The 26,456-nt window shown below is 62.8% G+C and carries 27 protein-coding genes; 16 read left to right on the top strand and 11 right to left on the bottom strand.

Annotated elements, in window-relative coordinates; translation table 11 throughout:
- Positions 1–10: 10 nt before the first annotated feature.
- Positions 11–379, bottom strand: a complete 369-nt coding sequence (locus tag AC5PZ0_RS22430; protein ID WP_027595922.1) for a hypothetical protein — start codon at positions 377–379, stop codon at positions 11–13.
- 191 nt (positions 380–570) lie between these two features.
- On the opposite strand from AC5PZ0_RS22430, the gene AC5PZ0_RS22425 reads away from it, so the two are divergent.
- Entirely contained in the window at positions 571–1,869 is a 1,299-nt protein-coding gene (locus AC5PZ0_RS22425; protein ID WP_027595921.1) for a serine/threonine protein kinase, read from the top strand.
- Between the two features lie 73 nt (positions 1,870–1,942).
- Complete coding sequence (locus tag AC5PZ0_RS22420; RefSeq protein WP_374707410.1) at positions 1,943–2,686, top strand: MlaA family lipoprotein; 744 nt, start codon at positions 1,943–1,945, stop codon at positions 2,684–2,686.
- A 115-nt stretch (positions 2,687–2,801) separates the two neighbouring features.
- On the opposite strand, the gene AC5PZ0_RS22415 is transcribed toward AC5PZ0_RS22420, so the two are convergent.
- Both AC5PZ0_RS22415 and AC5PZ0_RS22410 read right to left on the bottom strand, forming a co-directional pair.
- Positions 2,802–3,950 (bottom strand): patatin-like phospholipase family protein, encoded by a 1,149-nt coding sequence (locus AC5PZ0_RS22415; RefSeq protein ID WP_099453206.1) that lies wholly within the window; start codon positions 3,948–3,950, stop codon positions 2,802–2,804.
- Between the two features lie 127 nt (positions 3,951–4,077).
- The gene (locus tag AC5PZ0_RS22410; protein WP_027595918.1) at positions 4,078–5,013 is read right to left on the bottom strand and encodes a lipid A biosynthesis lauroyl acyltransferase; all 936 of its coding nucleotides are present in this window, start codon (positions 5,011–5,013) and stop codon (positions 4,078–4,080) included.
- 111 nt (positions 5,014–5,124) lie between these two features.
- Between AC5PZ0_RS22410 and minC the strand changes: the two genes are divergently transcribed.
- The 7 genes from minC (at position 5,125) to AC5PZ0_RS22375 (ending at position 11,857) form a co-directional block, all read left to right on the top strand.
- Positions 5,125–5,877, top strand: a complete 753-nt coding sequence (minC, locus tag AC5PZ0_RS22405) for a septum site-determining protein MinC (RefSeq protein WP_027595917.1) — start codon at positions 5,125–5,127, stop codon at positions 5,875–5,877.
- A gap of 99 nt (positions 5,878–5,976) precedes the next feature.
- A complete protein-coding gene (gene minD, locus AC5PZ0_RS22400) occupies positions 5,977–6,789 on the top strand; it encodes a septum site-determining protein MinD (protein ID WP_027595916.1) in 813 nt (270 codons plus the stop codon).
- 3 nt (positions 6,790–6,792) lie between these two features.
- Positions 6,793–7,047 (top strand): cell division topological specificity factor MinE, encoded by a 255-nt coding sequence (gene minE, locus AC5PZ0_RS22395; RefSeq protein WP_003252572.1) that lies wholly within the window; start codon positions 6,793–6,795, stop codon positions 7,045–7,047.
- Positions 7,048–7,203: 156 nt separating this feature from the next.
- Positions 7,204–7,839, top strand: a complete 636-nt coding sequence (locus tag AC5PZ0_RS22390; protein ID WP_027595915.1) for an RluA family pseudouridine synthase — start codon at positions 7,204–7,206, stop codon at positions 7,837–7,839.
- 152 nt (positions 7,840–7,991) lie between these two features.
- Entirely contained in the window at positions 7,992–9,281 is a 1,290-nt protein-coding gene (locus tag AC5PZ0_RS22385; protein ID WP_027595914.1) for a M18 family aminopeptidase, read from the top strand.
- Positions 9,282–9,491: 210 nt separating this feature from the next.
- A complete protein-coding gene (locus tag AC5PZ0_RS22380) occupies positions 9,492–9,659 on the top strand; it encodes a hypothetical protein (protein ID WP_167334464.1) in 168 nt (55 codons plus the stop codon).
- A 44-nt stretch (positions 9,660–9,703) separates the two neighbouring features.
- Positions 9,704–11,857: a mechanosensitive ion channel family protein gene (locus tag AC5PZ0_RS22375; RefSeq protein WP_027595913.1), complete on the top strand. Its 2,154-nt coding sequence runs from the start codon at positions 9,704–9,706 to the stop codon at positions 11,855–11,857.
- Positions 11,858–11,956: 99 nt separating this feature from the next.
- On the opposite strand, the gene AC5PZ0_RS22370 is transcribed toward AC5PZ0_RS22375, so the two are convergent.
- Positions 11,957–12,670: a UTRA domain-containing protein gene (locus tag AC5PZ0_RS22370; RefSeq protein ID WP_099428539.1), complete on the bottom strand. Its 714-nt coding sequence runs from the start codon at positions 12,668–12,670 to the stop codon at positions 11,957–11,959.
- Positions 12,671–12,998: 328 nt separating this feature from the next.
- Between AC5PZ0_RS22370 and AC5PZ0_RS22365 the strand changes: the two genes are divergently transcribed.
- The 6 genes from AC5PZ0_RS22365 to AC5PZ0_RS22340 all read left to right on the top strand — a co-directional run bounded on the left by AC5PZ0_RS22365 (position 12,999) and on the right by AC5PZ0_RS22340 (position 18,306).
- Positions 12,999–14,063, top strand: coding sequence for an ABC transporter substrate-binding protein (locus AC5PZ0_RS22365; protein ID WP_493855754.1), 1,065 nt, complete (start codon positions 12,999–13,001; stop codon positions 14,061–14,063).
- A gap of 157 nt (positions 14,064–14,220) precedes the next feature.
- A complete protein-coding gene (locus AC5PZ0_RS22360; RefSeq protein WP_027595910.1) occupies positions 14,221–15,027 on the top strand; it encodes an alkaline phosphatase family protein in 807 nt (268 codons plus the stop codon).
- Complete coding sequence (locus AC5PZ0_RS22355; RefSeq protein WP_493855753.1) at positions 15,024–15,863, top strand: ABC transporter permease; 840 nt, start codon at positions 15,024–15,026, stop codon at positions 15,861–15,863. Before AC5PZ0_RS22360 ends, AC5PZ0_RS22355 begins: the two co-directional genes overlap by 4 nt.
- A complete protein-coding gene (locus tag AC5PZ0_RS22350) occupies positions 15,853–16,647 on the top strand; it encodes an ABC transporter permease (RefSeq protein WP_027595908.1) in 795 nt (264 codons plus the stop codon). Before AC5PZ0_RS22355 ends, AC5PZ0_RS22350 begins: the two co-directional genes overlap by 11 nt.
- Position 16,648: 1 nt before the next feature.
- Positions 16,649–17,638, top strand: a complete 990-nt coding sequence (locus AC5PZ0_RS22345) for an ABC transporter ATP-binding protein (protein ID WP_493855752.1) — start codon at positions 16,649–16,651, stop codon at positions 17,636–17,638.
- A 14-nt stretch (positions 17,639–17,652) separates the two neighbouring features.
- Positions 17,653–18,306 carry an HAD family hydrolase gene (locus tag AC5PZ0_RS22340; RefSeq protein WP_493855751.1) on the top strand — a complete coding sequence of 218 codons (654 nt, stop codon included), beginning with the start codon at positions 17,653–17,655 and terminating at the stop codon, positions 18,304–18,306.
- Between the two features lie 120 nt (positions 18,307–18,426).
- On the opposite strand, the gene AC5PZ0_RS22335 is transcribed toward AC5PZ0_RS22340, so the two are convergent.
- Positions 18,427–19,389, bottom strand: a complete 963-nt coding sequence (locus tag AC5PZ0_RS22335; protein ID WP_085272783.1) for an NAD(P)H-quinone oxidoreductase — start codon at positions 19,387–19,389, stop codon at positions 18,427–18,429.
- Positions 19,390–19,529: 140 nt separating this feature from the next.
- Here AC5PZ0_RS22335 and AC5PZ0_RS22330 point away from each other — a divergent pair, with 140 nt between their 5' ends.
- Entirely contained in the window at positions 19,530–21,611 is a 2,082-nt protein-coding gene (locus tag AC5PZ0_RS22330) for a carboxy terminal-processing peptidase (RefSeq protein WP_027595904.1), read from the top strand.
- Between the two features lie 176 nt (positions 21,612–21,787).
- On the opposite strand, the gene AC5PZ0_RS22325 is transcribed toward AC5PZ0_RS22330, so the two are convergent.
- The 6 genes from AC5PZ0_RS22325 to AC5PZ0_RS22300 form a co-directional block, all read right to left on the bottom strand.
- Complete coding sequence (locus AC5PZ0_RS22325) at positions 21,788–22,156, bottom strand: hypothetical protein (RefSeq protein ID WP_027595903.1); 369 nt, start codon at positions 22,154–22,156, stop codon at positions 21,788–21,790.
- Positions 22,153–22,494 (bottom strand): helix-turn-helix domain-containing protein, encoded by a 342-nt coding sequence (locus AC5PZ0_RS22320; RefSeq protein ID WP_493855750.1) that lies wholly within the window; start codon positions 22,492–22,494, stop codon positions 22,153–22,155. Before AC5PZ0_RS22320 ends, AC5PZ0_RS22325 begins: the two co-directional genes overlap by 4 nt.
- Positions 22,495–22,594: 100 nt before the next feature.
- Positions 22,595–23,035: a YkvA family protein gene (locus AC5PZ0_RS22315; RefSeq protein ID WP_027595901.1), complete on the bottom strand. Its 441-nt coding sequence runs from the start codon at positions 23,033–23,035 to the stop codon at positions 22,595–22,597.
- 280 nt (positions 23,036–23,315) lie between these two features.
- Complete coding sequence (gene bamJ, locus AC5PZ0_RS22310) at positions 23,316–24,062, bottom strand: BamJ family beta-barrel-assembly machinery protein (protein WP_027595900.1); 747 nt, start codon at positions 24,060–24,062, stop codon at positions 23,316–23,318.
- 222 nt (positions 24,063–24,284) lie between these two features.
- Entirely contained in the window at positions 24,285–25,217 is a 933-nt protein-coding gene (pcaQ, locus tag AC5PZ0_RS22305; RefSeq protein WP_493855749.1) for a pca operon transcription factor PcaQ, read from the bottom strand.
- Between the two features lie 10 nt (positions 25,218–25,227).
- Positions 25,228–26,157 (bottom strand): helix-turn-helix transcriptional regulator, encoded by a 930-nt coding sequence (locus tag AC5PZ0_RS22300; RefSeq protein ID WP_027595898.1) that lies wholly within the window; start codon positions 26,155–26,157, stop codon positions 25,228–25,230.
- Positions 26,158–26,456 lie beyond the last annotated feature (299 nt).

Genomic DNA, 26,456 nt, shown 5'->3' with positions numbered 1-26,456 from the left:
GCGGACCCTATCAGCCGCGACGCGGTTGCCGCACCAGCCGCAACCCGGCCAGCACCACGGCAAACACCGCAATACTGGCGGTATACAGCACCAACGCCGGTATCGCGAACACCAACGCCAAACCTGCCAGCCACCACCCAACCCGACCCGCAACCACCTGCGCCACCAGCGCCAGGCCAAGCCCACTCCAGGCGATGACCTGAAAATGAATACCCAGCCCCAGCAGCGAGCGCACCTGGCACTGCCAGAACGCCTCGGGCGCCGCACACAGCCCCACCCACTGCGCGTCTTCCATCAACCCATAACGCACGCCATAACTGGCGGCCAGCCACGCAGGCAGAAATAACAGCAAGGCAATGACCGGCAGCGAACGAGACATCCAGTTCTCCAATAGCAGAAATCGAAATCGTGCATGATCGCCCAAGGCCGGTTGTAAGGCAAAATCACCTTCCTGCAGCTATGTTGCAGATAACAAGCACACCAAAGACCACCGCACTTGGCAACTTTGCCCATACTGCCGTGGTCCTAGCCTGCACACCGCAACACCTTGTATTTCTTTTTGGGGGTTACATGCATCGATCTTTGCGCCTCGCTGCCCTGCTCGGCGGCCTGCTCATGGCTGTGGCCGCTTCGGCGCGGGATATCGACGCCGCGAGCTATGGCTACCCCTTGACCAACCCGTTCGAGGCGACCATCGCCACCACGCCGCCGGAGCAACGCCCAACCTTGCCCAGCGATGAGGACATCGACCAGGACGACTACAGCCTCAACCTGCGACCCGAGCGTGAGTTCACCCTGCCCGACAACTTCTGGTCGGTAAAAAAGCTCAAGTACCGCCTGGCCCGTCAGGACCACAAGGCGCCGCTGATTTTCCTGATCGCTGGCACCGGTGCCCCTTATTCCAGCAGCATCAACGAATACCTGAAAAAGCTGTACTACCAAGCCGGCTACCACGTGGTGCAACTGTCCTCGCCCACCAGCTACGACTTCATGAGTGCGGCGTCGCGCTTCGCCACCCCGGGTATCAGCCAGGATGACGCTGAAGACATGTACCGGGTGATGCAGGCCGTGCGCGCCCAGCACCCGCGTTTGCCGATCAGCGAGTTCTACCTCACCGGCTACAGCCTCGGCGCGCTGGACGCGGCGTTCGTCAGCCACCTGGACGAGACCCGGCGCAGCTTCAACTTCAAGCGTGTGCTGCTGCTCAACCCGCCGGTCAACCTGTACACCTCGATCAACAACCTCGACAAACTGGTGCAAACCCAGGTCAAAGGCATCGACCGCAGCACCACGTTCTACGAGCTGATGCTCACCAAGCTGACCCGTTACTTCCAGGACAAGGGCTATATCGACCTCAACGAAGCCCTGCTGTACGACTTCCAGCAGTCGCGCCAGCACTTGTCCAACGAGCAGATGGCCATGCTGATCGGCACCTCGTTCCGCTTCTCGGCAGCCGATATCGCCTTTACCTCCGACCTGATCAACCGCCGCGGGCTGATCATTCCGCCGAAGTTCCCGATCACCGAGGGCAGCAGCCTCACGCCGTTCTTCAAGCGTGCCCTGCAGTGCGACTTCGACTGCTACATGACCGAGCAGGTGATCCCGATGTGGCGCGCCCGCACCGATGGCAACAGCATCCTGCAGTTGGTTAACCAGGTCAGCCTGTATGCGCTGGAAGACTACCTGCGCGACAGCCCGAAAATTGCCGTGATGCACAACGCCGACGACGTCATCCTCGGCCCAGGCGATATCGGCTTCTTGCGCAAGGTGTTCGGTGACCGCCTGACCCTTTACCCCCATGGCGGCCATTGCGGCAACCTCAACTACCGCGTCAACAGCGACGCCATGCTGGAGTTCTTCCGTGGTTAACAAACTCCTCTTCGCCACTGCCCTGCTCGTCGCTGGCAACGCCCTGGCCGCGGAGGTCGCACCGCGCGCCAGCGTGGTCGAGGCCGACCCGCAGGTTACCGCCGCGCCGCTGCCACCGGAGGCCGATGGTTTCATCGACCCGTTGCGCGCATTGAAATTCAACCCAGGCCTGGACCAGCGCGAGTTCGAACGCTCCACACTGGAGGCGCTGAACGTCTACGACCCACTGGAATCAATCAACCGGCGCATCTACCACTTCAACTACCGCCTCGACCAATGGGTGCTGCTGCCCGTGGTGAGCGGCTATCAGTATGTAACACCGCGTTTCGTGCGCACCGGGGTGAGCAACTTCTTCAACAACCTCGGCGATGTGCCGAACCTGTTCAACAGTGTGTTGCAACTGAAAGCCAAGCGCTCGGCGGAAATCACCGCACGGTTGATGTTCAACACGCTGATCGGGGTTGGTGGGCTGTGGGACCCGGCGACCAAGATGGGCCTGCCGCGCCAGAGTGAAGACTTTGGCCAGACCCTGGGCTTTTATGGTGTGCCGGACGGGCCGTACCTGATGCTGCCGGTGCTGGGCCCCTCGAACCTGCGCGATACCACCGGGCTGGTGGTGGACTATGCGGGCGAGCAGGCGGTCAACTTCCTCAATGTGCCGGAAACCAGTACCGATCACCCGGAAATCTTTGCCCTGCAGGTGGTGGACAAGCGCTATACCACCAAATTCCGCTATGGCCAGCTCAACTCGCCGTTCGAGTATGAGAAGGTTCGGTATGTGTATACCCAGGCGCGCAAGCTTCAGATTGCTGAGTAAATAGCTACTGGCCTCTTCGCGGGCAAGCCCGCTCCCACAGGGACCTCACAGTGTTCGCAGCTGTGGTGATCCTGTGGGAGCGGGCTTGCCCGCGAAGAGGCCAGCACTGCTTGCATCAAATCCCCAGAAACTGCTCCAGCTCCCGCCGCTTGACCAAAGCATCCCTGCGCCCCAGCTCGATCAGCTCACTGCAATAACTCGCCTCGAACAGCAAATAACTCAGCACCCCCGCCCCACTGGTCCGCGTCGCCCCCGGCCCACGCAAGAACAGCCGCAACGCCGCCGGCAATTCACGCCGGTGCCGCGCAGCGATTTCGTCCAGCGGCTGGCTGGGCGCCACCACCAATACTTCCACCGGCGCCAGCCCCAGGCGCCGTGCATCCAGGTGGGCAGGCAGCAAGTGGCTAAGGTGGTTGAGCCGCTGCAGCAGTTCGATGTCGTCTTCCAGGCTGTCGATGAAGGTGCTGTTGAGCATGTGCCCGCCAATCTGCGCCAGGCTCGGCTGCTGGCCACTGAACACTCGCTGGGTGGGCCGCGGCGGCGATGGCCGCTGAGGGTTGCCGCTGACCCCGACCACCAGCACCCGGCTGGCCCCCAGGTGCAACGCCGGGCTGATCGGTGCCGACTGGCGCACCGCGCCGTCACCGTAGTACTCGTCGCCCAGCCTGACCGGCGCGAACAACAGCGGGATCGCCGCACTGGCCAGCAAGTGGTCGATGGTCAACGGCGTGGGTACGCCGATGCGGCGGTGGCGCAACCACGCCTCGATGGTGCCGCGGCCCTGGTAGAAGGTCACCGCCTGCCCCGACTCGTAGCCGAATGCAGTCACCGCCACGGCGCGCAGTTGTTCGGTGGCCAGGGCGTGGCCGATGCCGTCCAGGTCCAGGTGCGCTTGCAGCAGGCCGCGCAAGGGGCTGCTGTCGAGCAGCGCCACCGGCGCATGGCCACCCAGGCCCAGCAGGCTATGGCTGACGAAGCGGCTGGCCTGGCGGATTACCCCCGGCCAGTCGCTGCGCAGCACCAGGTGGCTGCGAAAGTTTTGCCAGAAGGCGGTGAGGTTGCGCACGGTTTCGGTGAAGCGGGTAGCGCCGCTGGCGAGGGTGACCGCATTGATGGCGCCAGCCGACGTGCCGACGATGACCGGGAAGGGGTTGGGCGCGCCCGGGGGCAGCAGTTCAGCGATGCCGGCCAATACGCCGACCTGATAAGCGGCACGGGCGCCACCGCCAGAGAGGATCAGACCGGTTACCGGAGGTGGGGCCATGGCATCCTTCCTGTAGGAGCAGCCTTGTGCTGCGAAAAGGCCGGTGCAGCCTTAAAGATAATCGGCAGCATTCCCCGGCCTCTTCGCAGCACAAGGCTGCTCCTACAAGGAGAGGCCAGGCCTGGCATCAGCGTTTCTTCTTGTCATACAGCCTAGGCGCACCCTCGGGCCGCGACTTGAAGCGCCGGTGCGCCCACAGGTACTGCTCGGGGCACTCACGCAACACACCCTCGATCCACTGGTTGATGCGCAAGCAGTCCGCTTCTTCACTCTCCCCGGGGAAGTCCGCCAGCGGCGGATGGATCACCAAACGATAGCCGCTGCCATCTTCCAGGCGCTTCTGGGTAAAGGGGATGACCTGCGCCTTGCCCAGGCGGGCGAACTTGGTGGTGGCGGTCACGGTCGCCGCCGGGATGCCGAACAACGGCACGAACAGGCTCTGCTTGGCGCCGTAATCCTGGTCGGGCGCATACCAGATCGCCCGGCCCGAACGCAGCAGCTTGAGCATGCCGCGTACGTCTTCACGCTCCACCGCCAGCGAGTCGAGGTTGTGCCGCTCACGGCCGCTGCGCTGGATGAAGTCGAACAGCGGGTTGCCGTGCTCGCGGTACATGCCATCGATGGTGTGCTGCTGGCCCAGCAGCGCGGCGCCGATTTCCAGGGTGGTGAAGTGCACGGCCATCAGAATCGCGCCCTGCCCTGCCTGCTGGGCAGCCTGCAGGTGCTCGAGGCCTTCGATATGTGCCAGGCGTGCCAACCTGGCCTTGGGCCACCACCAGCTCATGGCCATTTCGAAGAAGGCGATGCCGGTGGAGGCGAAGTTGGCCTTCAACAAACGCTGCCGTTCGTCGTCGGACATTTCAGGGAAACACAGTTCAAGGTTGCGCGCGGCGATGCGTCGACGCTCGCCGGCAACCCGGTACATCACTGCGCCCAGCGCAGTGCCGACCCACAGCAGGGCCCGGTAAGGCAGCTGGACGATCAGCCACAGCAGGCCCAGGCCCAGCCACAGGCCCCAGAATCTGGGGTGAAGGAAATAGGGGCGAAAACGCGGGCGTTCCATTGAAGCTTCCGGAAAGACAAAGGCCGCGCATTCTACAACGGATCAGCGCATGTTGCGGGCAACGGGTGTTCTCGTTATAAGTCAGGGCACTTTTTTCGCAACAAGCCGTCTATGCAGACCATGAGCCTAAACCAGACCCCCGACACCGCCTCCGTGTTCCAGCTCAAGGGCAGCATGCTCGCCATCACTGTGCTGGAACTGGCGCGCAATGACCTTGAAGCCCTCGACCGCCAATTGGCGGCCAAAGTCGCGCAGGCACCCAACTTTTTCAGCAACACGCCGCTGGTGCTGGCGCTGGACAAGCTGCCGGCCAGCGAAGGCGCCATCGACCTGCCCGGCTTGATGCGTATCTGCCGCCACCATGGCCTGCGTACCCTGGCGATCCGCGCCAACCGCATCGAGGACATCGCCGCGGCGATCGCCATCGACCTGCCGGTGCTGCCGCCGTCCGGCGCGCGCGAACGGCCGCTGGAGCCCGAGCCTGAGGTGAAAAAGCCCGAGCCGGCGCCGGCGCCTGCAGCCGAACCGGAAATCCGCCCGACCCGCATCATTACCTCGCCGGTGCGTGGCGGCCAGCAGATCTACGCCCAAGGCGGCGACCTGGTGGTGACTGCGTCGGTCAGCCCGGGTGCGGAACTTCTGGCCGATGGCAACATCCATGTGTACGGCGCCATGCGCGGCCGCGCCCTGGCGGGCATCAAAGGCAACACCAAAGCACGCATTTTCTGCCAGCAGATGACGGCGGAAATGGTCTCGATCGCGGGCCAGTACAAGGTCTGCGAAGACCTGCGCCGCGACCCGCTGTGGGGCTTCGGCGTGCAAGTCAGCCTGTCTGGTGACGTGTTGAACATCACCCGTCTTTAACGGATACTTGCCGTCATTTTTAGAGCAACTTTTTTACCTGTTGCCGTTTTTTGCATATTGCTGGGACACCTGTCCCGACTTATTTAGGGGTGAAACACCTTGGCCAAGATTCTCGTCGTTACTTCCGGCAAGGGGGGTGTGGGCAAGACCACCACCAGCGCCGCCATCGGCACCGGCCTCGCACTGCGCGGCCACAAGACAGTCATCGTCGACTTCGACGTGGGCCTGCGTAACCTCGACCTGATCATGGGCTGCGAGCGCCGCGTGGTGTACGACTTCGTCAACGTGGTCAACGGCGAAGCCAACCTGCAGCAAGCCCTGATCAAGGACAAGCGCCTCGAGAATCTGTACGTCCTGGCCGCCAGCCAGACCCGTGACAAGGACGCGCTGACCCAGGAAGGCGTCGAGAAAGTGCTGATGGAACTCAAGAATGACTTCGAGTACGTCATCTGCGACTCCCCGGCCGGTATCGAAAAAGGCGCGCACCTGGCGATGTACTTCGCCGACGAAGCCATCGTCGTGACCAACCCTGAGGTTTCCTCGGTACGTGACTCGGACCGCATGCTGGGCATCCTGTCGAGCAAGTCGCGCCGCTCCGAGAACGGCGAAGAGCCGATCAAGGAACACCTGCTGATCACCCGCTACCACCCTGAGCGCGTCGAGAAAGGCGAGATGCTGAGCATCGACGACGTTACCGACATCCTCGCGATCAAGCTCAAGGGCGTGATCCCCGAGTCCCAGGCAGTGCTCAAGGCTTCCAACCAGGGCATCCCGGTCATCCTCGACGACCAGAGCGATGCCGGCCAGGCCTATAGCGACACCGTCGACCGTCTGCTGGGCAAAGAAAAGCCCCTGCGGTTCATCGAAGTGCCGAAGCAAGGATTCTTCGCGCGCCTGTTTGGAGGCAAGTAAACCATGAACCTTTTTGACTTCTTTCGTGGCAGACAGAAACAGACCAGCGCGTCGGTGGCGAAAGAGCGTCTACAGATCATCGTGGCGCATGAGCGCGGCCAGCGCAGCGAACCGGACTACCTGCCGGCACTGCAGAAAGAACTGCTCGAAGTGATCCGCAAGTATGTGAACATCGGCAACGATGATGTGCACATCGAGCTGGAAAACCAGGGTAGCTGCTCGATTCTGGAGCTGAACATTACCTTGCCTGATCGCTGATTCAGCGTTCTGGCGTGATCATTGGGGCTGCGTTGCAGCCCATCGCCGGCAAGCCAGCTCCTACAGGGTCCGCGCTGTACCTGTAGGAGCTGGCTTGCCGGCGATGGGCCGCAACGCGGCCCCAATGGTTTTCCCCGATTTAACCGAGACCACGCAATGCCGCTGTCAAACGTCCAGATCCTCCACGAAGACGCCGCCATCCTGGTGGTCAACAAGCCAACCCTGCTGCTGTCGGTGCCCGGCCGTGCCGATGACAACAAGGACTGCTTGATCACCCGCCTGCAGGAAAACGGCTACCCCGATGCGCTGATCGTGCACCGTCTGGACTGGGAAACCTCCGGCATCATCCTGCTGGCCCGCGATGCCGACAGCCACCGCGAGCTGTCGCGCCAGTTCCACGACCGCGAGACCGAAAAGGCCTATACCGCCCTGTGCTGGGGCCAGCCGGCGCTGGACAGCGGCAGCATCGACCTGCCCCTGCGCTACGACCCGCCGACCAAGCCACGGCATGTGGTAGACCATGAGCAAGGCAAGCATGCCCTGACCTTCTGGCGCGTCCTGGAGCGTTGCGGCGACCACTGCCGGGTCGAGCTGACGCCGATTACCGGGCGCTCGCACCAGCTGCGCGTGCACATGCTGTCGATCGGCCACCCGCTGCTGGGTGACCGCTTGTATGCCAACCCTGAAGCCTTGGCGGCCTATGACCGGTTGTGCCTGCATGCGGCAATGCTGAGCTTCACTCACCCGGTCAGCGGGGAGCGGTTGAAGTTCGAGTGCCCGGCACCGTTCTGATTGATGGGTGGCAGTTCCGGCCTCTTCGCGGGCAAGCCCGCTCCCACAGGGTTTGTGGGGTACCTGTGGGAGCGGGCTTGCCCCGCGAAGAGGCCGACACAATTTGTGATCTATCTGCGTTAAACTCGCGCCACTGCTGTCTGGAGTGAGTTATGCGCGAAGCACTGAACACTGGCCTGATCGATTTCCTCAAGGCCTCCCCCACGCCCTTCCATGCCACCGCCAGCCTGGCCCAGCGCCTCGAGGCCGCCGGCTACCAGCGCCTGGACGAGCGCGACAGCTGGTCAACGGTGCCGGGTGGTCGGTATTACGTCACCCGCAACGACTCCTCGATCATCGCTATCAAACTGGGCAAGCAAGCGCCCCTGCTTGGCGGTATCCGCATGGTCGGTGCCCACACCGACAGCCCGTGCCTGCGCGTCAAGCCGCAACCCGAACTGCAGCGCCAAGGCTTCCTGCAGTTGGGCGTCGAGGTTTACGGCGGTGCGCTGCTGGCACCCTGGTTCGACCGCGACCTGTCCCTGGCCGGCCGGGTCACCTTCCGCCGTGACGGCAAGGTCGAAAGCCAGCTGATCGACTTCAAGCTGCCCATCGCGGTGATCCCCAACCTGGCGATCCACCTCAACCGCACCGCCAACGAAGGCTGGCAGATCAACCCGCAGAACGAACTGCCGCCCATCCTGGCCCAGGTCGCCGGCGACGAGCGCATCGACTTCCGCGCGCTGCTCACCGAACAGCTGGCCCGTGAGCACGAGCTCAACGCCGACGTGGTGCTGGACTACGAGCTGAGCTTCTACGACACCCAGGATGCCGCGCTGATCGGCATCAACCGCGACTTCATCGCCGGTGCCCGCCTGGACAACCTGCTGTCGTGCTATGCCGGCCTGCAAGCGCTGCTGGCTGCCGACAGCGACGAAACCTGCGTGCTGGTGTGCAACGACCACGAAGAAGTTGGCTCGTGCTCGGCCTGTGGCGCCGACGGCCCCATGCTCGAGCAGACCTTGCAACGCCTGCTGCCCGAGGGTGACAGCTATGTGCGGACCATTCAGCGCTCGCTGATGGTGTCGGCTGACAACGCCCATGGCGTGCACCCCAACTATGCCGACAAGCACGACGGCAACCACGGGCCCAAGCTCAACGCCGGGCCGGTGATCAAGGTCAACAACAACCAGCGCTACGCTACCAACAGCGAAACCGCCGGGTTCTTCCGCCACCTGTGCATGGCCGAAGAAGTGCCGGTGCAGAGCTTCGTGGTGCGCAGCGACATGGGTTGCGGCTCGACCATCGGCCCAATCACCGCCAGCAACCTGGGTGTGCGCACGGTCGATATCGGCTTGCCGACCTTTGCCATGCACTCGATCCGCGAGTTGTGCGGCAGCCATGACCTGGCGCACCTGGTGAAAGTGCTGACGGCGTTCTACCGCAGCCGCGACCTGCCATAACGCCATCGTGTAGGAGCAGCCTTGTGCTGCGAAGAGGCCGGTACTGCCCCATAAAACGGGGCATTATGTACCGGCCTCTTCGCAGCACAAGGCTGCTCCTACACAAGGCAAAAAAGGCAGCGCGTCCGGCCACCTTGCTCAAGGTCAACCCGCTTCGCCTGCTACCCGCTATGCTTATTACATGGCCCCACTGCAAAAGGATTGCTGTCCATGTCCCCCTTTCTGTCCCTGTTCGTGCCGGTGTTTCTGTTCCTGCTGCTGCTGACCATCGGCTTCAGCCTGCGCGAGCGCAATATCGGTGTGCTGATGATGTGGATCGGCACACTGGGCATCTTCGGCCTCACCTGCTGGAAGATCCTGGAGAAACTGCCCACATAAACCTCTACACTCGGTCCATCGTTTGACCTGAGGTAGATTTCCCGGTGCCTGCCCTTCTGCGTTGCCTGTCCCTGCTGCTGTTATTGTTCATCACCCCGGTTCAGGCCGCGGGCCTGCCGAGCCTGCTCGGCTCCAGCGCGCCTGCGCAGCCTGAGGCCACCGAGCCGTTGGGCAAGTCGCTGGACGAGGTGATCAAAAACCTCGAAAACGACCAGCAACGCGCCAAGTTGCTGGCCGACCTGAAAAAACTGCGCGACGCCACCAAGCAATCACAACCCACCGTCGAACAGGGCGTGCTGGGCCTGATCGGTGGTGCTTTGCATGACTTCGAACAGCAGTTCAGCGGCGATGCCAGCCCCTTCCACCGCTGGGCGGCGGAGATCGAGCAAGCCCAGGCAGAACTGACCGAACTGGTGGTCCCGGTGCACCAGTGGCCGGCGATCCTGTTCGGCTTTGCCGCGATCATCGCGGTCTGGAGCCTGCTGGCATACGCCTTCAACTGGATTGGCCACCGGGTACGGCTACGCTTCGGCCTCACCGAAGAGCTGCCCCAGCACCCGCGCACCTGGGACCTGGTGCGCTTTGCCCTGCGCAAGCTCGGGCCCTGGCTGGTGGCCTTGGTGTTCACCGTGTACCTGAGCTTCGCCCTGCCCTCGTCGCTGGGCAAGTCGATGGCCATGGTGCTGGCGTATGCGTTGGTGGTCGGCACCTGCTTCTCGGCCATCTGCGTGATCGCCTTCTCGCTGCTCGACGGCCCACACCGCCACCGCGCCCTGCATATCCTGCGGCACCAGGCCTTCCGCCCGCTGTGGCTGATCGGCAGCTTTGCCGCCTTCGGTGAGGCCATGAGCGACCCTAGGCTGACCGTCGCCCTCGGCACCCACCTGGCCCATGCCCTGGCCACCTTGGCCAACGTCATCGCGGCGATCTGCACCGGGCTGTTCATCCTGCGCTTCCGCCGCCCGATCGCCCACCTGATCCGCAACCAACCCTTGGACCGGCGCCTGACCCGGCGCACCCTGAGCGACACCATCGAGATCCTCGGCAGCTTCTGGTTCGCGCCCGCGTTGATTCTGGTGGGTATTTCGCTGTTCGCGACCTTCGTCTCGGCCGGCGACACCAGTACCGCCCTGCGCCAGTCGTTGATGTGCACGGTGCTGGTGGTGGTGTGCATGGTGCTCAACGGCCTGGTGCGCCGCCACGCGGCCAACCCCAAACGCGCCAACAAGCGCCAGGCGGTGTACACCGAGCGCTTGCGCAACTTCGCCTATGCCCTGGTGCACCTGTTCATCTGGCTGCTGTTCATCGAGTTGGGGCTGCGCGTGTGGGGCTTGTCGATGATCACCTTCGCCGAAGGCGACGGCCACGAGGTGAGCCTGCGCCTGCTGGGCCTGGCCGGCACGCTGATCGCCGCCTGGCTGGTGTGGATCCTGGCCGACACGGCCGTGCACCACGCCTTGGTGCGTTCGCGCCGCGGGCTGGCCAACGCCCGCGCGCAAACCATGATGCCGCTGATCCGCAACGTCATGTTCGTGGCCATCTTCATCATCGCGGTGATCGTTGCCCTGGCCAACATGGGCATGAACGTCACCCCGCTGCTGGCCGGTGCCGGTGTGATCGGCCTGGCCATCGGTTTTGGCGCCCAGTCCTTGGTGGCCGACCTGATCACCGGGTTGTTCATCATCATCGAGGATTCGCTGGCCATCGACGACTACGTGGATGTCGGTGGGCACCTGGGGACGGTCGAGGGCCTGACCATCCGCACCGTGCGCCTGCGCGACATCGACGGCATCGTGCACACCATCCCGTTCAGCGAAATCAAGAGCATCAAGAACTACTCGCGGGAGTTCGGTTACGCGATTTTCCGCGTAGCGATCCCGCACAGCATGAACATCGACCAGGCCATCACGCTGATCCGCGAGGTGGGGCAGAAACTGCGTAACGACCCGTTGATGCGCCGCAATATCTGGTCGCCGCTGGAGCTGCAGGGCGTAGAGAGCTTCGAGTCGGGCTCGGCGATTTTGCGAGCGCGCTTCAAGACCGCGCCGATCAAGCAATGGGAAGTGTCGCGGGCGTTCAACCTGGCGTTGAAGCGCCAGCTGGATGAAGCGGGGCTGGACCTGGCCACGCCGCGGTTGTCGGTGCAGGTGGTGACGGCGGGCGGTGGCGGTATGAGCGAAACCAGTTCCTCCAGTTAGGGCCTTTTCGCGGGCAAGCCCGCTCCCACAGGGACCTCACAGTGTTCGCAGCTGTGGTGGTCCTGTGGGAGCGGGCTTGCCCGCGAAGAAGCCACCCCATTACCCCGCCTGAGCGCGGATGCGGATTGCATCATGCCGCCAATACTCCAGATCACAGTCGATCAGGTGCCCCTGCTGGTCACTGTTGACCCGGGTGATGTGTAGCCCCGGGCTGCCGACCGACACCTTCAACGCGGCCGCTGCCTCGATCGGCAACGCCGTCGGCAGAATCTCGAAGCACACCTGCCCATAGCCGATGCCGTATACCCGCCCATAAATCTCGGTCAGCGACTGCGCCAGGTCCTGCTCGAGAATGCCCGGGAAATACCGCGGGTTCAGGTAGTGCTCGGCATACAGCACCGCCCGCCCATCGATACGCCGCAGCCGGCAGATCCGCACCACACTGGACAACGCCGGCAATTGCAGCCGTGCGCAGACAACGGCAGACGCCGGCTGCAGCCGCGCCGACAACAGCTCGGTACTCGGCACCCGCCCCTGGTCACGCACCATCGCATGAAAGTGGCTACGCTCGATCAGGTCATAGGTCAGCCGCTGGGGCGCGACGAACCAGCCGCGCCGCTCTTCCCGGTAGATCAGCCCCTGGGCCTCCAGCTGTGCCAAGGCCTCGCGCAGGGTAATGCGCGTGGTATCGAACACCTCGCTGAGTTTGCGCTCGGCCGGCAGCTTGCCACCCGGCGCCAGCAGGCCGTGTTCGATCTGCTCCTGCAGGGCGTGGCAGATGGCTGTTACCGCACGCGGGGGCATCGGTTGCATCAAAGGTTACCTATCTGGACTAGGCCAGCCCCATGACGGGGCAATTGGAGAGTAGTGCAAGCCTAGGCAGGGCTGATGAACATCCTGTGACAAAGGCACCACACGGGCTTTGCCAGTTTCGGGCCAAGCCCGCTAAATCAGGGCCTGCGATCTGGTCTACGCTGTATTTTCAGGCAGCCGGAACCGCCGGTTGAAGCCTCCCCCTACATCAAACTGTCACGCAAGCGGCCTACCTTGGCTCAAGGTTTGCTGACCTAGACCAAAGGTCGCTGACAACTGCCTCATTCACGACAACGATCGCAACAGGCACCCACCCAAGGAGCTTCGGATGAAAAAGTTCTTCATGGCGTCACTGCTCGGTTCGGCCATCGCCCTGTGTACCACGGCCATGGCCGCCGGCACCGACCTCAAGGCCCTGGAAGACGCCGCCCGCAAGGAAGGCACCGTCAACAGCGTGGGCATGCCCGATGCCTGGGCCAACTGGAAAGGCACCTGGGAGGACCTGGCCAATAAATACGGCCTCAAGCACAGCGACACCGACATGAGCTCGGCCCAGGAAATCGCCAAGTTCGAGGCCGAAAAAGACAACGCCAGTGCCGACATCGGCGACGTCGGTGCCGCCTTTGGCCCGATTGCCGTAACCAAGGGTGTGAGCCAACCATACAAGCCGAGCACCTGGGACCAAGTACCCGAATGGGCCAAGGACAAGGACGGGCACTGGGCGCTGGCCTATACCGGCACCATCGCCTTCATCATCAACAAGGAGTTGGTGAAAGAAGAAGAACGCCCGAAAACCTGGCATGACCTGGAGAAAGGCAAGTACAAGGTTGCCATCGGCGATGTCGGCACCGCCGCCCAGGCCGCCAATGGCGTGCTGGCTGCCGCCATCGCCTACAAAGGCAGCGAAAGCAACATCGAGCCAGGCCTGCAGCTGTTCACCAAGCTGGCCCAACAGAAGCGCCTGTCGCTGGCCAACCCCACCATCCAGACCCTGGAAAAAGGTGAAGTGGAAGTGGGTGTGGTGTGGGACTTCAATGGCCTGAGCTACCGTGATCAGATCGACCCCAAGCGCTTCGAAGTGCTGATCCCGTCGGACGGCTCGATCACCTCGGGCTATACCACCATCATCAACAAGTACGCCAAGCACCCGAACGCAGCCAAGCTGGCGCGTGAGTACATCTTCAGCGATGCCGGGCAGACTAACCTTGCCATCGGCCACGCCCGGCCGATCCGCGCCGAGCACCTGAAGCTGCCGGCCGATGTGCAGGCCAAGCTACTGCCTAACGAGCAGTATGGTGCTGCCCAGCCGATCAAGGATGCCGCTGCTTGGGAAACGACTTCGAAGGCACTGCCGCAGAAGTGGCAGGAGCAAGTGATCATCGAGATGGAATAACGGCCTGGATTTTCTAGTGCCTGATCCGGCCTCTTCGCGGGGCAAGCCCGCTCCCACAGGTACAGCACAGGTGCCGTTGCTGTGCAGTACCTGTGGGAGCGGGCTTGCCCCGCGAATGGGACGACGCGGTAATGACTGATACCCCAGCGGAGCCACCATGCAACACAACGTCATCCTGGTCCTGCTCGACGGCCTCAACCACCAGGTCGCCCACCATGCCATGGGCCACCTGCACGCCTACGTCGAGGCCGATCGCGCCGCGCTGTACCGCGTGGAATGCGAGCTACCGTCACTGTCGCGCCCGTTGTACGAATGCATCCTCACCGGCGTCACGCCGATCGACAGCGGCATCGTGCACAACAACGTCAACCGCCTGTCCAACCAGCGCAGCGTGTTCCACTACGCCCGCGAAGCGGGGCTGGGTACTGCGGCGGCGGCCTATCACTGGATGAGCGAGCTGTACAACCGCTCGCCGTTCGATGCGCAGCGCGACCGCCACACCCATGCGCCGAAGCTGCCGATCCAGCACGGCCTGTTCTACTGGGACGACCGCTACCCCGATTCACACCTGCTGGCCGACGCCGAATACCTGCGCCGCCGGCATGCGCCGAACTTCCTCTTGGTGCACCCGATGAGCATCGACGACGTCGGCCACCGCCACGGCCTGGACAGCAGCCAGTACCGCAACGCGGCACGCAGCGCTGACATCCTCTTGGCCGACTACCTGCCGCGCTGGCTCGAAGAGGGCTATCAGGTGCTGGTCACCGCCGACCACGGCATGAACAACGACCGCTCGCATAACGGCCTGCTAGCCGAGGAACGTGAGGTCCCCTTGTTCGTCTTTGGCGATGGCTTCAGCCTCGACCCTGCTGCCAAGCCGCTGCAAACCGAGTTGTGCGGCACCATCTGCGAGCTGCTTGGCGTGGCCCACGACAAGACCGTGTGCCGGGAGCTGCTCAAGTGAATGCCAGCCATCGCGGCCGTTACCTTGCCCTGCTCTGCCTGCTGCCATTCGCTGTGTTCTTCATCATCTTCCAGATCGCCCCGCTGGCCTGGGTGGCGATCAACAGCGTGCAGTCCGAGGCGGGCTGGGGCTTGGAAAACTTCAGCAAGGTGTTCGCCTCGAAGTTCTACCTGCAGGCCTTGCAGCGCAGCCTGGAAATCAGCTTCTGGTCGAGCCTGTTCGGTATCGTCATCGCTACCCTCGGGGCCTACTCGCTGCGCCAGGTGGATTCGCGGCTGCGCGACTTTGTCAGTGCCTTCGCCAACATGACCAGCAACTTCACCGGCGTGCCACTGGCCTTCGCCTTCATCATCCTGCTGGGTTTCAATGGCGCACTGACCCTGCTGCTTAAACAGATCGGCCTGCTGGAAGACTTCAGCATCTACTCCAAAAGCGGGCTGATCCTGGTGTACACCTACTTCCAGATCCCCTTGGGCGTGCTGTTGCTGTACCCGGCGTTCGATGCCTTGCGTGAAGACTGGCGTGAGTCGGCCGCCCTGCTCGGGGCCAACCACTGGCAGTTCTGGCGCCATATCGGCCTGCCGGTGCTGACCCCGGCGTTGCTCGGCACCTTCGTCATCCTCTTGGCCAATGCCCTGGGTGCGTATGCCACGGTGTATGCGTTAACCACCGGCAACTTCAACGTGCTGCCGATCCGCATCGCTGGCCTGGTGGCCGGTGACATCAGCCTCGACCCCAACCTTGCGAGTGCCCTGGCCATGGTGCTGGTGGGGCTGATGACGCTGGTCACGGTGGTCCATCAATGGCTGCTGAAAAGGAGCTACCATGCGCGCTGAAACCAACGCCAGCAGCCTCTACCACCGCCTGGTGGTGTACTTGCTGTTCCTGATTCTGCTGCTGCCGCTGGCCGGCACCCTGCTCTACTCCGTGGCCACCAGCTGGTCGGCCAGCCTGCTGCCCAGCGGCCTGACCCTGAAGTGGTACGTGGCGCTGTGGAGCGAGCCGCGCTTTCTGGCGGCGTTCGGCCAGTCGCTGCTGGTGTGCGTGGGCGCATTGATACTGTCGGTGGTGCTGATCCTGCCGCTGCTGTTCGTGGTGCACTACCACTTCCCCAAGCTCGACGCGCTGATGAACATCCTCATCCTGCTGCCGTTCGCGGTGCCGCCGGTGGTGTCCGCAGTGGGGTTGCTGCAGCTGTATGGCAGCGGGCCCATGGCCATGGTCGGCACCCCGTGGATTCTGATCGGCTGCTATTTCACCATCGCCCTGCCGTTCATGTACCGGGCAATCACCAACAACCTGCAGGCGATCAACCTGCGCGACCTGATGGACGCCGCCCAACTGCTCGGTGCCAGCACCTGGCAAGCGGCATTCCTGGTGGTGCTGCCGAACCTGCGCAAAGGCCTGATGGTGGCCCTGCTGCTGTCGTTCTCGTTCCTGTTCGGCGAGTTCGTGTTCGCCAACCTGCTGGTCGGCACCCGCTACGAGACGCTGCAGGTGTACCTCAACAACATGCGCAACAGCAGCGGCCACTTCAACAGCGCGCTGGTGATCTCCTACTTCGCCTTCGTGCTGGTACTCACCTGGGTCGCCAACCGCCTGAACAAGGACAAGACCTGACATGAGCTTCGTCAGCGTACAGCAACTGCACAAACGCTATGCCGGCACACCGGTGTTCGAAAACATCGACTGCCAGATCGAACGCGGCGAGTTCGTCACCCTGCTCGGCCCTTCCGGCTGCGGCAAGTCCACCCTGCTGCGCTGCATCGCCGGGCTGACCCCGGTGGACGGGGGGCGCATCCTGCTCGATGGCCAGGACATCGTGCCACTGAGCCCGCAAAAACGCGGCATCGGCATGGTGTTCCAGAGCTACGCGCTGTTCCCCAACATGACCGTGGAACAGAACGTTGCCTTTGGCCTGCGCATGCAAAAGGTCAAGGCCGACGAGAGCCAGGCGCGGGTGCGTGAGGTGCTCGACCTGGTGGAACTGGGCAACTTCGCCGGGCGCTACCCGCACCAGTTGTCGGGTGGCCAGTGCCAGCGCGTGGCCCTGGCCCGTTCACTGGTGACCCGCCCGCGCCTGCTGCTGCTCGACGAGCCGCTGTCGGCGCTGGATGCGCGCATTCGCAAGCACCTGCGCGAGCAGATTCGCGCGATCCAGCGTGAACTGGGGCTGACCACCATCTTCGTCACCCACGACCAGGAAGAGGCCTTGACGATGTCAGACCGCATCTTCCTGATGAACCAGGGCCGCATCGTTCAGAGCGGCGATGCCGAAACCCTCTACACCGCGCCCGTGGACCTGTTTGCTGCGGGCTTTATCGGCAACTACAACCTGCTCGACCCGGAAAGCGCCAGCCGCCTGCTGCAACGCCCGGTGGCCAGCCGCCTGGCCATTCGCCCCGAATCCATCACCCTGGGCCTGAATGGCGAGCTGGACGGTGAGGTGCGCAGCCACAGCCTGCTGGGCAATGTCATCCGTTACCGGGTGCGGGTACGTGAGGTGGAACTGGTGGTCGATGTGCTCAACCGCTCGTCTGCCGACCTGCATCCAGACGGCCAGCGGGTATCCTTGTCGATCGACCCCACGGCGCTGCGGGAAGTGGCTTAAGGAGATTCAACACAATGGCACTGGCAATTTTCGATCTGGACGAAACCCTGATCCACGGCGACTGCGCGTCACTGTGGAGCGAGCAGATGGCCCGGCTGGGCTGGGTCGACGGCAAGGACTTCCTGCGTCGCGACCATGAATTGATGGAGGCCTATGGCAAGGGCCACCTGCAGATGGAGGACTACATGGCCTTCAGCCTGGAGCCGATTGCCGGGCGCACCCTGGAAGAGGTCGAGCACCTGGTGGAGCCGTGGGTGGAGGACGTTATCGAGCCGATCATTTTCGGCGACGCCTGCCGCTGCATCGCTGAGCATCGCAAGCGTGGCGACCGTATCCTGATCATTTCCGCTTCGGGTACGCACTTGGTCGGGCCGATTGCGGCGCGGTTGGGCGTGGACGAGTACCTGGCGATCGAGCTGGAGGCGGTGAATGGGGTGTACACCGGCAAGACTCATGGGGTGCTGACCTACCGTGAAGGCAAGATCACCCGGTTGTTGGAGTGGCTGGATCAGGAGCAGGAGAATCTGGAAGGGGCGAGTTTCTATTCCGATTCGCGGAACGATCTGCCGTTGTTGTTGAAGGTGGACCATCCGTTTGTGGTGAACCCAGATGCGGTGTTGCGCGAGCATGCCGAGGTCAATGGGTGGCCGATCTTGAGCTGGAGCTGATATTGGCGCTGAACCTACTGGCCTCTTCGCGGGCAAGCCCGCTCCTACAGTTAAATCACTGATCCTGAGCCTGTGATATTCCTGTGGGAGCGGGCTTGCCCGCGAAGAGGCCGGGCCTGCTTACACCAGGCTCGGATCGATCACCATCACCAGCTTACCCGACACTTGGTTAGTCTCAAGCTCGGCATACGCCGCCTGGGCAAATTCCACCGGGTAGGTATCCACCAACTGCGCCGACAAGCGCCCTTCGGCGAACAGCGGCCACACCTGCTGCAGCAACTCACGCAGCAACTCGGCCTTGAACCCGTCGTCACGGTTGCGCAGCGTTGAGCCGGTGATTTCCAGGCGCTTACCCAGCACCTGTGCCAGGTCCAGCTCGAACTTGCGTCCGCCCATCAGGCCGATGATCACCCAACGCCCGTCACGCGCCAGCAGCTTGAGGTTGAGTTCCCCATAACTGGCACCCACCGGGTCAAGAATCACGTCGAAGGGCCCAACGCCTTCCAGCGCATCGAGGTTCTCGTTACGCACCACGCCGCCGGCAGCGCCCAGCGCTTCGCAGTAGGCCAGGCGATCCTGCGAGCCAACACTCACATACACCGGGTTGCCAAACGCCTTGCACAACTGGATCGCCGCCGAACCCACGCCGCTGGCCCCTGCGTGTACCAGCACTTTCTCGCCGGCTTTGACGGCGCCCAACTGGAAGATGTTCAACCACGCCGTGGCATACACCTCAGGCAGCGCCGCCGCTTCGTGCAGGCTCAGGCCTTCAGGCACCGGCAGCACATGGCGGGCATCGACCACCACTTCTTCAGCCATCGCACCACTGGCCAGCAGCGCACACACCCGCTCGCCCACACGCCAATCGGCGCCCGGCCCAACTTCTTCGATAATGCCGGCGCACTCCAGGCCCATATAAGGGCTGGCGCCAGGCGGTGGCGGGTACAGCCCCTTCATTTGCAACAGGTCGGCGCGGTTCAGCCCCGCAGCAGCCACGCGAATGCGTACTTGGCCCGCGTCAAGGGCCGGGCGCTCGGCCTCGACCCACTCCACATGTCCGTCTTCGCCTTGCAATGCCTTCACAGTGCCTCCATAGTTGAATCATGACTGAGCCTGGGGAACCCTCGCCCCGGGCTTTTTGCAGTATTTGTCCGGCTCCATGGAACCGGCAACGGAAAAGACGGCCTACTATGCGTGATCAATTGCCTCCACGTCGAATCAGCATGAAGCATTTCCTCCCAAGCACCGCCCTGGCCCTGATGATTGGCCTCGGCAGCCTTACGCTCGGCGGCAATGCGGCGGCCGCCAACAAGTGGGACAGCCTGCAGCCGGACCGCGACGAGATCGTCGCCAGCCTTAATGTGGTGGAACTGCTCAAGCGCCACCACTACAGCAAGCCACCGCTCGATGACGCCCGCTCGGTGATCATCTACGACAGCTACATCAAGCTGCTGGACCCTGCGCGCAGCTACTTCACCGCGGCCGACATCGCCGAGTTCGACAAGTGGAAGACGCAGTTCGACGACTTCCTCAAAAGCGGCAACCTCGACCCGGGCTTCACCATCTACAAACGCTACCTTGACCGCGTCAAGCAGCGCCTGGACTTTGCCCTGGCCGAGCTGAACAAAGGCGTCGACAAGATCGACTTCACCACCAAGGAAACCTTGCTGATCGACCGCAAGGACGCCCCGTGGATGAAAAACCAGGCCGAGCTCGACGACCTGTGGCGCAAGCGTGTCAAAGACGAAGTGCTGCGCCAGAAGATCGCTGGCAAAGAGCCCAAGCAGATCCAGGAAACCCTGACCAAGCGCTACAAGAACCAGCTGGCACGCCTGGACCAGACCCGTGCCGAGGATATCTTCCAGGCCTACATCAATACCTTCGCCCAGTCCTACGACCCGCACACCAACTACCTGTCGCCGGACAACGCAGAAAACTTCGACATCAACATGAGCTTGTCGCTCGAAGGCATCGGCGCGGTGCTGCAAAGCGACAACGACCAGGTCAAGATCGTCCGCCTGGTGCCGGCAGGCCCTGCCGCCAAGACCAAGCAGGTCGCCCCGGCCGACAAGATCATCGGCGTGGCCCAGGGCAACAAGGAAATGGTCGACGTGGTCGGCTGGCGCCTGGACGAAGTGGTCAAGCTGATCCGTGGCCCGAAAGGCTCGGTGGTGCGCCTGGAGGTCATCCCGGCCAGCAATGCCCCGAGCGACCAGACCAGCAAGATCGTTTCGATCACCCGCGAAGCCGTCAAGCTTGAAGAGCAGGCGGCGAAAAAGTCGGTGCTCAAGCTCAAGCAGGACGGCCGTGACTACAAGCTGGGCATCATCGAGATCCCGGCCTTCTACCTGGACTTCAAGGCCTACCGTGCCGGTGATCCGGAGTACAAGAGCACCACGCGCGACGTGAAGAAGCTGCTCACCGAACTGCAAAAAGAGAAAGTCGATGGCGTAGTCATCGACCTGCGCAACAACGGCGGCGGTTCACTGCAGGAAGCCACCGAACTGACCAGCCTGTTCATCGACAAGGGCCCGACGGTCCTTGTGCGCAATAGCGACGGCCGCGTCGACGTGCTCGAGGACGAAAACCCGGGCGCCTTCTACAAAGGCCCGCTGGCACTGCTGGTCAACCGCCTGTCGGCCTCGGCCTCGGAGATCTTCGCCGGTGCCATGCAGGACTACCACCGCGCACTGATCGTCGGTGGCCAGACCTTCGGCAAAGGCACCGTGCAGACCATCCAGCCGCTCAACCATGGTGAGCTGAAACTGACCTTGGCCAAGTTCTACCGGGTGTCTGGGCAGAGCACCCAGCACCAGGGCGTGCTGCCGGACATCGACTACCCATCGATCATCGACACCAAGGAAATCGGCGAGAGCGCCCTGCCCGAGGCGATGCCGTGGGACACCATCCGCCCGGTGGTCAAGCCAGCGGCCGACCCGTTCAAGCCGTACCTGACCCAGCTCAAGGCACAGCATGAAGCGCGCAGCGCCAAGGATGCCGAGTTCACCTACATCCGCGACCGCCTGGCCCTGGCCCAGAAGCTGATGAACGAGAAGACCGTCAGCCTCAACGAGCAAGAACGCCGTGCCCGCCACGATGAGATCGAGGGCAAGCAGTTGGCCCTGGAAAACATCCGCCGCAAGGCCAAAGGTGAAGAGCCGCTCAAAGAGCTGAAGAAAGAAGATGAAGACGCATTGCCGGCTGAAGATGAAAACACCAAGCCGGAAGACGATGCCTACCTGTCCGAGACAGGGCGCATTCTGCTCGACTACCTGAGCGCAAGTTCGCAGGTGGCCAAGCACTGAGGCTAGGCATGCGTTAACCAAAAGGGCCGGGTGTGAAAGCACCCGGCCCTTTTCTATGTAGGTAGGAGCAGCCTTGTGCTGCGAAGAGGCCAGTGAAAACACCGCAGATCTTTGGTGTTTTCACTGGCCTCTTCGCAGCACAAGGCTGCTCCTACAAAGTACTGCGCTCGGCTGAATCAGGCTTCTTCGGGGTAACGGTACTCGAACACCCGCACCACTTCCGAGGCATGCCAGGACGCCGCCTCCATGCCGTCGACCGGCCCGGCAAAACGCCCCAGCCGCTCTACACACTCGAAAAAACCGGTGCGCGGCAGGCGGCTGGCACCCTGGCTGATCACCAGCGAACTGCGCAAAGGCTGTTCGGCGCGGGCGTCCAGCACCGCCAGGTACTCCAGCGCGGCGGTCAGCGTCTGCATGGCCGGGCTGGGCAATTGCAAGCGCTCGATAAGCGCACGGTACGTCAGCAGATGACGTTGACGACGGGCCAGGTCAAGCTCGTCCAGCAGGCTCTGCCAGTGCTGGCGGCTGATCCTGACCTGGCTCATGAGTGTTCGCTCCAACCCGCCACACCCAGGTGCCAGGCCAGGGCGCGGCGGATGGCAGCGTCCGGCTGTCGCTCGCCTGACTCGATCATGGCCAGGTACGCGGGGCTCACACCCACATTGCGCGCCAAAAGCTCAGGGGCGATGCCCTTCGCTTGACGAATGTGTGCCACCTCGCTGAACGCCGGTAAAGGTGCAGCACTGGCAGCATCGCTTTGCACTTCACTGACACCCGCCTCGACGGGCGGCTGCCCCGCTGCCTTCAGCAGTGCCTGGTATTGCTCCCAGGGAACGACGGCGTACTCGGGCTGACCGTCCCGGCTAATAACCTGAATACCCATTACAACCCCCTTACTTAGGATTACGGCATGTAATCCGTAGGCATAATCCTTATGCCAATTATATTACCAAGTACGGGAGTCTGTGCAGCTCAGGCTGATTTCACTGCGTATTGCGTTCCAGGCGCAGGGCTTCGGGGGTATCCGGCAAGCGTTCCACCACGCGCAAGCGCTCTGGCGCTTGGCTGTCGCGCCAGGCTTTGAAACGTGCCAGCTCATCGGCCACGGTCTTCAACACCCAACCCAGCACGGCGATGTCGTCAAGAAAGCCCACGCCCAGCAGCCAGTCGGGGATGGCGTCGATAGGGCTGACGAAGTACAACAGGCCGGCAACGATGGTCACCAGCGCTTTGGGGCTGATGGCGCGGTACTCGCCGCGCCACCAGGCCAGGCACAGCGACTGCAGCAGCTTTACATCCTCGCGCAGCTGGCCGATCCGCGGGCCTTTGCGGGCCACGGCGAACAGCAAGGCCGGCAACCGCCCGCGGCTGAGCAGGCGCTCGGCCAACGGCAGAAAACGGGCGAAATTCCAGGGTGCGCTCATGGAGCCTCCGAGAGGGACAGGTTATCCACATTTATTGTGGATAACCTTGTGAACAGGGCGAAGTTTCTGACGTCAGGTGCCCACTAGGCAAGGGTCCCGGTCAGATCGGGCGTTTTTTACACAGTCGTTTCAGATTCGCAAACGATTTGCGTCAGAAGCATCCTACTTCATCACGCTGCTATTGCTCGGACAGTATCAGCCGCCAGAGGTTCTTCTCAGCCGATTGCCCCAAACGAAAACGCCCCGTCAAGACGGGGCGTTTTACGCAAACCAGCCAGTGTTACTTGGCAGGCTCTTCTGCTGGCGCTTCTGGCTCGGCACCCTGCAGCTGGGCCGGGTCTTTGATGGCGATCAGCTCAAGGTCGAACACCAGTACCGAGTTGGCAGGGATCAGCGGGCTCGGGCTCTGGGCACCGTAGGCCAGTTCGGCCGGAATGAACAGCTTGTACTTCTCGCCGACGTGCATCAGTTGCAGGCCTTCGACCCAACCTGGGATCACGCCGCTGACAGGCAGGTCGATCGGGCTGCCGCGCTCGACGGAGCTGTCGAACACCTTGCCATCGGTCAGCTTGCCTTCGTAGTGAACAGTCACCACGTCGGTCGGCTTAGGCTGCGGGCCGTCGGCCTTCTTGATCACTTCGTATTGCAGGCCCGAAGCGGTGGTGACAACACCCGGCTTCTTGGCGTTTTCTTCGAGGAACTTCTTGCCGGCGGAGGCGGCTTCTTCGCTGGCCTTGGCCAGACGCTCTTCGGCGCGCTTCTGCAGCGAGGTGAAGGCTTCTACCAGCTCTTCGTCCTTGATGCGCTGCTCTTTCTTGCTGACGGCGTCTTCGATGCCGAGGGCGACCGCTTTCGAATCAAGGTCTTCCATGCCTTCCTGAGCCAGGCTCTTGCCCATGTTCAGGCCGATACCGTAGGAGGCTTTCTGTGCCGGAGTCTTCAGCTCGGGGCTGCTGGCCTGTTGGTCGCAGCCAGCCAATACCAGGCCTACCAGGGCAACCGCAGCCGCCAAACGATGCTGTTTCATGCTATTTCCTTGTTCATGCGCCATAAGGGCAATCAGGGTAAAGCCGCGAGCTTAGCAGGCGGCCATGACCAATGGCTACCGGCATAGGAGCGGGTTTTGCTAAGGAAGTTCAGTACTTAAAGGGTTATTCATCTGACACATTAGAGCCACTGGCCAGTATTGACCCTTTATGCCGAATTCGCCTGGGTTTACGCGCCAAAAATTTCACTTCGTTCTGAGTTGTCAGGGGTATCGCCCCTCACGGTACTGCCCCGCCACCTCACGCAGCACCTCGCACACCCACTGCCCTGGCACGCTCTGCTCCAGCGCCGCGTTGCGGCACAGGCCCACCGACCCGCCCGGCTCGCGCACGCCCAAGTCGAGCTCGACCAGTTCACCACGGCCCAGGTCGATCAGCACAGCATCCCGTGGCGCCACCCACACCGCATCACTGCCCAGCAGGTAGCGGCGGCTCAGGGCCAGCGAGAGGGTTTCCAGGCGTTGCGCGGGCATCTGGATACCGCATTGGACGAACAGGCTGTCGGCGTGCTGGCGAATGGTGGTGCCTGGGGGCGGCAACACCAAGGGGTAACGCCCCACCTGTGCCCGCTCGACAGGCGTGTTGGCCAGCAACGGGTGCCCCGGCCGCACCACCAGGCTCATCGATTCGCTGTACAGGTGCTCGAACGACAGGCCCTGAATTTGAGGGCTGTCGGTCATGCGCCCCACCACCAGCTCCAGTTCACCCAGGCGTAGCTGGCCCAGCAACTGCGCGCTGGCACCGGTCACCACGCTGATCAGCAACGCCTCATGGCGTTGATGCAGGCGGCACAGCACCTCGGGCATCAACAAGCCCTCGACCGTGGACAGCACGCCAATGCGCACCTGCGACGGTGCCCGCGCCTCGCCGCGCAGGCTGCTGACGCCATCGCGCAGCGCCTGCACGCTGGGCCCGGCATACCGCATGAAGCGGGTGCCGGCCGGGGTCAGCTCGACGCCCTGCCGGCTGCGTTCGAACAGGCGTGTTTCCAGCAGCGCTTCGAGTTCCTTGAGCGTCTTGGAAATCGCGGGCTGGCTGATGGCGAGGATGTCTGCGGCCCTGGCCAGGCTGCCCTGCCGGGCAATCTCCAGGAAGCACAGCAGGTGGCGGTACTTGATGCGGGTGTCGAGGTTCATGGCCTCAAGCTTACCGCATGGCTACCTGCGGTGTATCCGGGTCGCGCTGCTGGCGGCGGAACTGCCCCGGCGGCAAGCCATGGATCTGCCGAAAACGCCGCGAAAAATACGCTTCATCAGCAAAGCCGCACAGCCGAGCCACCTCGCCGACCGGGCGGCTGCCGTTTAGCAGGTAATTGCGCGCGGCGTGCATGCGCCGCTCCAGCACCAATTCGCTGAAGGTCTTGCCGATTTCCTTGCGCAGCCAATGGGTCAGGTAGGTGGGCGACAGGTACGTGGCGGCGGCGACCTTCTGCAGGTTGAGGTCGGGGTCGTCGATGTGCCTGCGCAGGTACTCGCTCATGCGCCCCAACGCGGCGCGCCGGCTGAGTTGCGCAGCATTGCTCTCGGCCAGCTCGCGCAGGGGGTCGGCGTACAAGCCGCACACCTGGCCGATCAGTTGCAGCAACAGGCCCTTGAGGATTTCACGGCTGCCGAAGCGGCGGTTGGCATCGAGTTCACGCATCTGCCCGAGAATACGCCGCACCTCGCTGAAATCGGCCTCGGCGAGGTGAAAATCCAGGTGCTCCTGGAAGCGGAACGGTGACAGTTCAGGGGCCTGCAGTATCGACACTTCTTCCAGGTCCATGGGGTCGCAAGGCAGGTGCGGCAGCAGGAATGTCTGGGAAAAGTTGATGACCACGAAATCGCTGTCGTCCGGGTGCGGGATGACATGCACCCGGTGCGGCAGGATGAAGGCCAGGGTGTTGCGTTTGAACGGGCGCTGCACGCTGCCGATGTGCTGCACGGTATCGCCGCCGAAATTGACCTGGATCTGAAAATACTCGTGTCGGTGTGGCGCGGTTTCGGCCGGCCGGCCGCGCTGGTCGCGGATGTAGAAATCCATCAGCTCGCTGCGCTGTTGCATGACGTAGGTCGGGACTTCGCGCTTGGGGGGCATGGGGGTCTCCGGTCGGGGGGCTTGGCGCTGACGTTGCCTGCCATGCGGGAATTCTGAACGGCAAGCGGCTTGCCTGGCAATGAGTTGTACGACGTCGAAACTCATAATTTTGAAGCCCACTGCAAAAAACGTATCCGGCAAAAACCGACGCAGCCCTTTAAAACCGCCATCCAAAGCAAAAAAAGCAGACAAAACCCCGCCCGCTGAGTTTTTTGGACAGCGCAGCCCTACCCCGTTCCGAGTGAAAAAAACGGTCTAAAACCGCCGTTGATTTTCCGATGTTGTACGACCACCTTAAA

This window comes from Pseudomonas sp. 5.2, assembly GCF_059025405.1.
Note: the sequence above shows the minus strand (reverse complement) of the source record. Positions and strands in the feature narration are given on the sequence as shown.

Bases quoted from the DNA above. Each gene is read 5' to 3' on its own strand.
- AC5PZ0_RS22430 (WP_027595922.1), bottom strand. From the start codon at position 379: ATGTCTCGTTCGCTGCCGGTCATTGCCTTGCTGTTATTTCTGCCTGCG.
- AC5PZ0_RS22425 (WP_027595921.1), top strand. From the start codon at position 571: ATGCATCGATCTTTGCGCCTCGCTGCCCTGCTCGGCGGCCTGCTCATG.
- AC5PZ0_RS22415 (WP_099453206.1), bottom strand. From the start codon at position 3,950: ATGGCCCCACCTCCGGTAACCGGTCTGATCCTCTCTGGCGGTGGCGCC.
- AC5PZ0_RS22410 (WP_027595918.1), bottom strand. From the start codon at position 5,013: ATGGAACGCCCGCGTTTTCGCCCCTATTTCCTTCACCCCAGATTCTGG.
- minC (WP_027595917.1), top strand. From the start codon at position 5,125: ATGCAGACCATGAGCCTAAACCAGACCCCCGACACCGCCTCCGTGTTC.
- minE (WP_003252572.1), top strand. From the start codon at position 6,793: ATGAACCTTTTTGACTTCTTTCGTGGCAGACAGAAACAGACCAGCGCG.
- AC5PZ0_RS22390 (WP_027595915.1), top strand. From the start codon at position 7,204: ATGCCGCTGTCAAACGTCCAGATCCTCCACGAAGACGCCGCCATCCTG.
- AC5PZ0_RS22385 (WP_027595914.1), top strand. From the start codon at position 7,992: ATGCGCGAAGCACTGAACACTGGCCTGATCGATTTCCTCAAGGCCTCC.
- AC5PZ0_RS22380 (WP_167334464.1), top strand. From the start codon at position 9,492: ATGTCCCCCTTTCTGTCCCTGTTCGTGCCGGTGTTTCTGTTCCTGCTG.
- AC5PZ0_RS22370 (WP_099428539.1), bottom strand. From the start codon at position 12,670: ATGCAACCGATGCCCCCGCGTGCGGTAACAGCCATCTGCCACGCCCTG.
- AC5PZ0_RS22365 (WP_493855754.1), top strand. From the start codon at position 12,999: ATGAAAAAGTTCTTCATGGCGTCACTGCTCGGTTCGGCCATCGCCCTG.
- AC5PZ0_RS22360 (WP_027595910.1), top strand. From the start codon at position 14,221: ATGCAACACAACGTCATCCTGGTCCTGCTCGACGGCCTCAACCACCAG.
- AC5PZ0_RS22350 (WP_027595908.1), top strand. From the start codon at position 15,853: ATGCGCGCTGAAACCAACGCCAGCAGCCTCTACCACCGCCTGGTGGTG.
- AC5PZ0_RS22345 (WP_493855752.1), top strand. From the start codon at position 16,649: ATGAGCTTCGTCAGCGTACAGCAACTGCACAAACGCTATGCCGGCACA.
- AC5PZ0_RS22340 (WP_493855751.1), top strand. From the start codon at position 17,653: ATGGCACTGGCAATTTTCGATCTGGACGAAACCCTGATCCACGGCGAC.
- AC5PZ0_RS22330 (WP_027595904.1), top strand. From the start codon at position 19,530: ATGAAGCATTTCCTCCCAAGCACCGCCCTGGCCCTGATGATTGGCCTC.
- AC5PZ0_RS22325 (WP_027595903.1), bottom strand. From the start codon at position 22,156: ATGAGCCAGGTCAGGATCAGCCGCCAGCACTGGCAGAGCCTGCTGGAC.
- AC5PZ0_RS22320 (WP_493855750.1), bottom strand. From the start codon at position 22,494: ATGGGTATTCAGGTTATTAGCCGGGACGGTCAGCCCGAGTACGCCGTC.
- AC5PZ0_RS22315 (WP_027595901.1), bottom strand. From the start codon at position 23,035: ATGAGCGCACCCTGGAATTTCGCCCGTTTTCTGCCGTTGGCCGAGCGC.
- bamJ (WP_027595900.1), bottom strand. From the start codon at position 24,062: ATGAAACAGCATCGTTTGGCGGCTGCGGTTGCCCTGGTAGGCCTGGTA.
- pcaQ (WP_493855749.1), bottom strand. From the start codon at position 25,217: ATGAACCTCGACACCCGCATCAAGTACCGCCACCTGCTGTGCTTCCTG.
- AC5PZ0_RS22300 (WP_027595898.1), bottom strand. From the start codon at position 26,157: ATGCCCCCCAAGCGCGAAGTCCCGACCTACGTCATGCAACAGCGCAGC.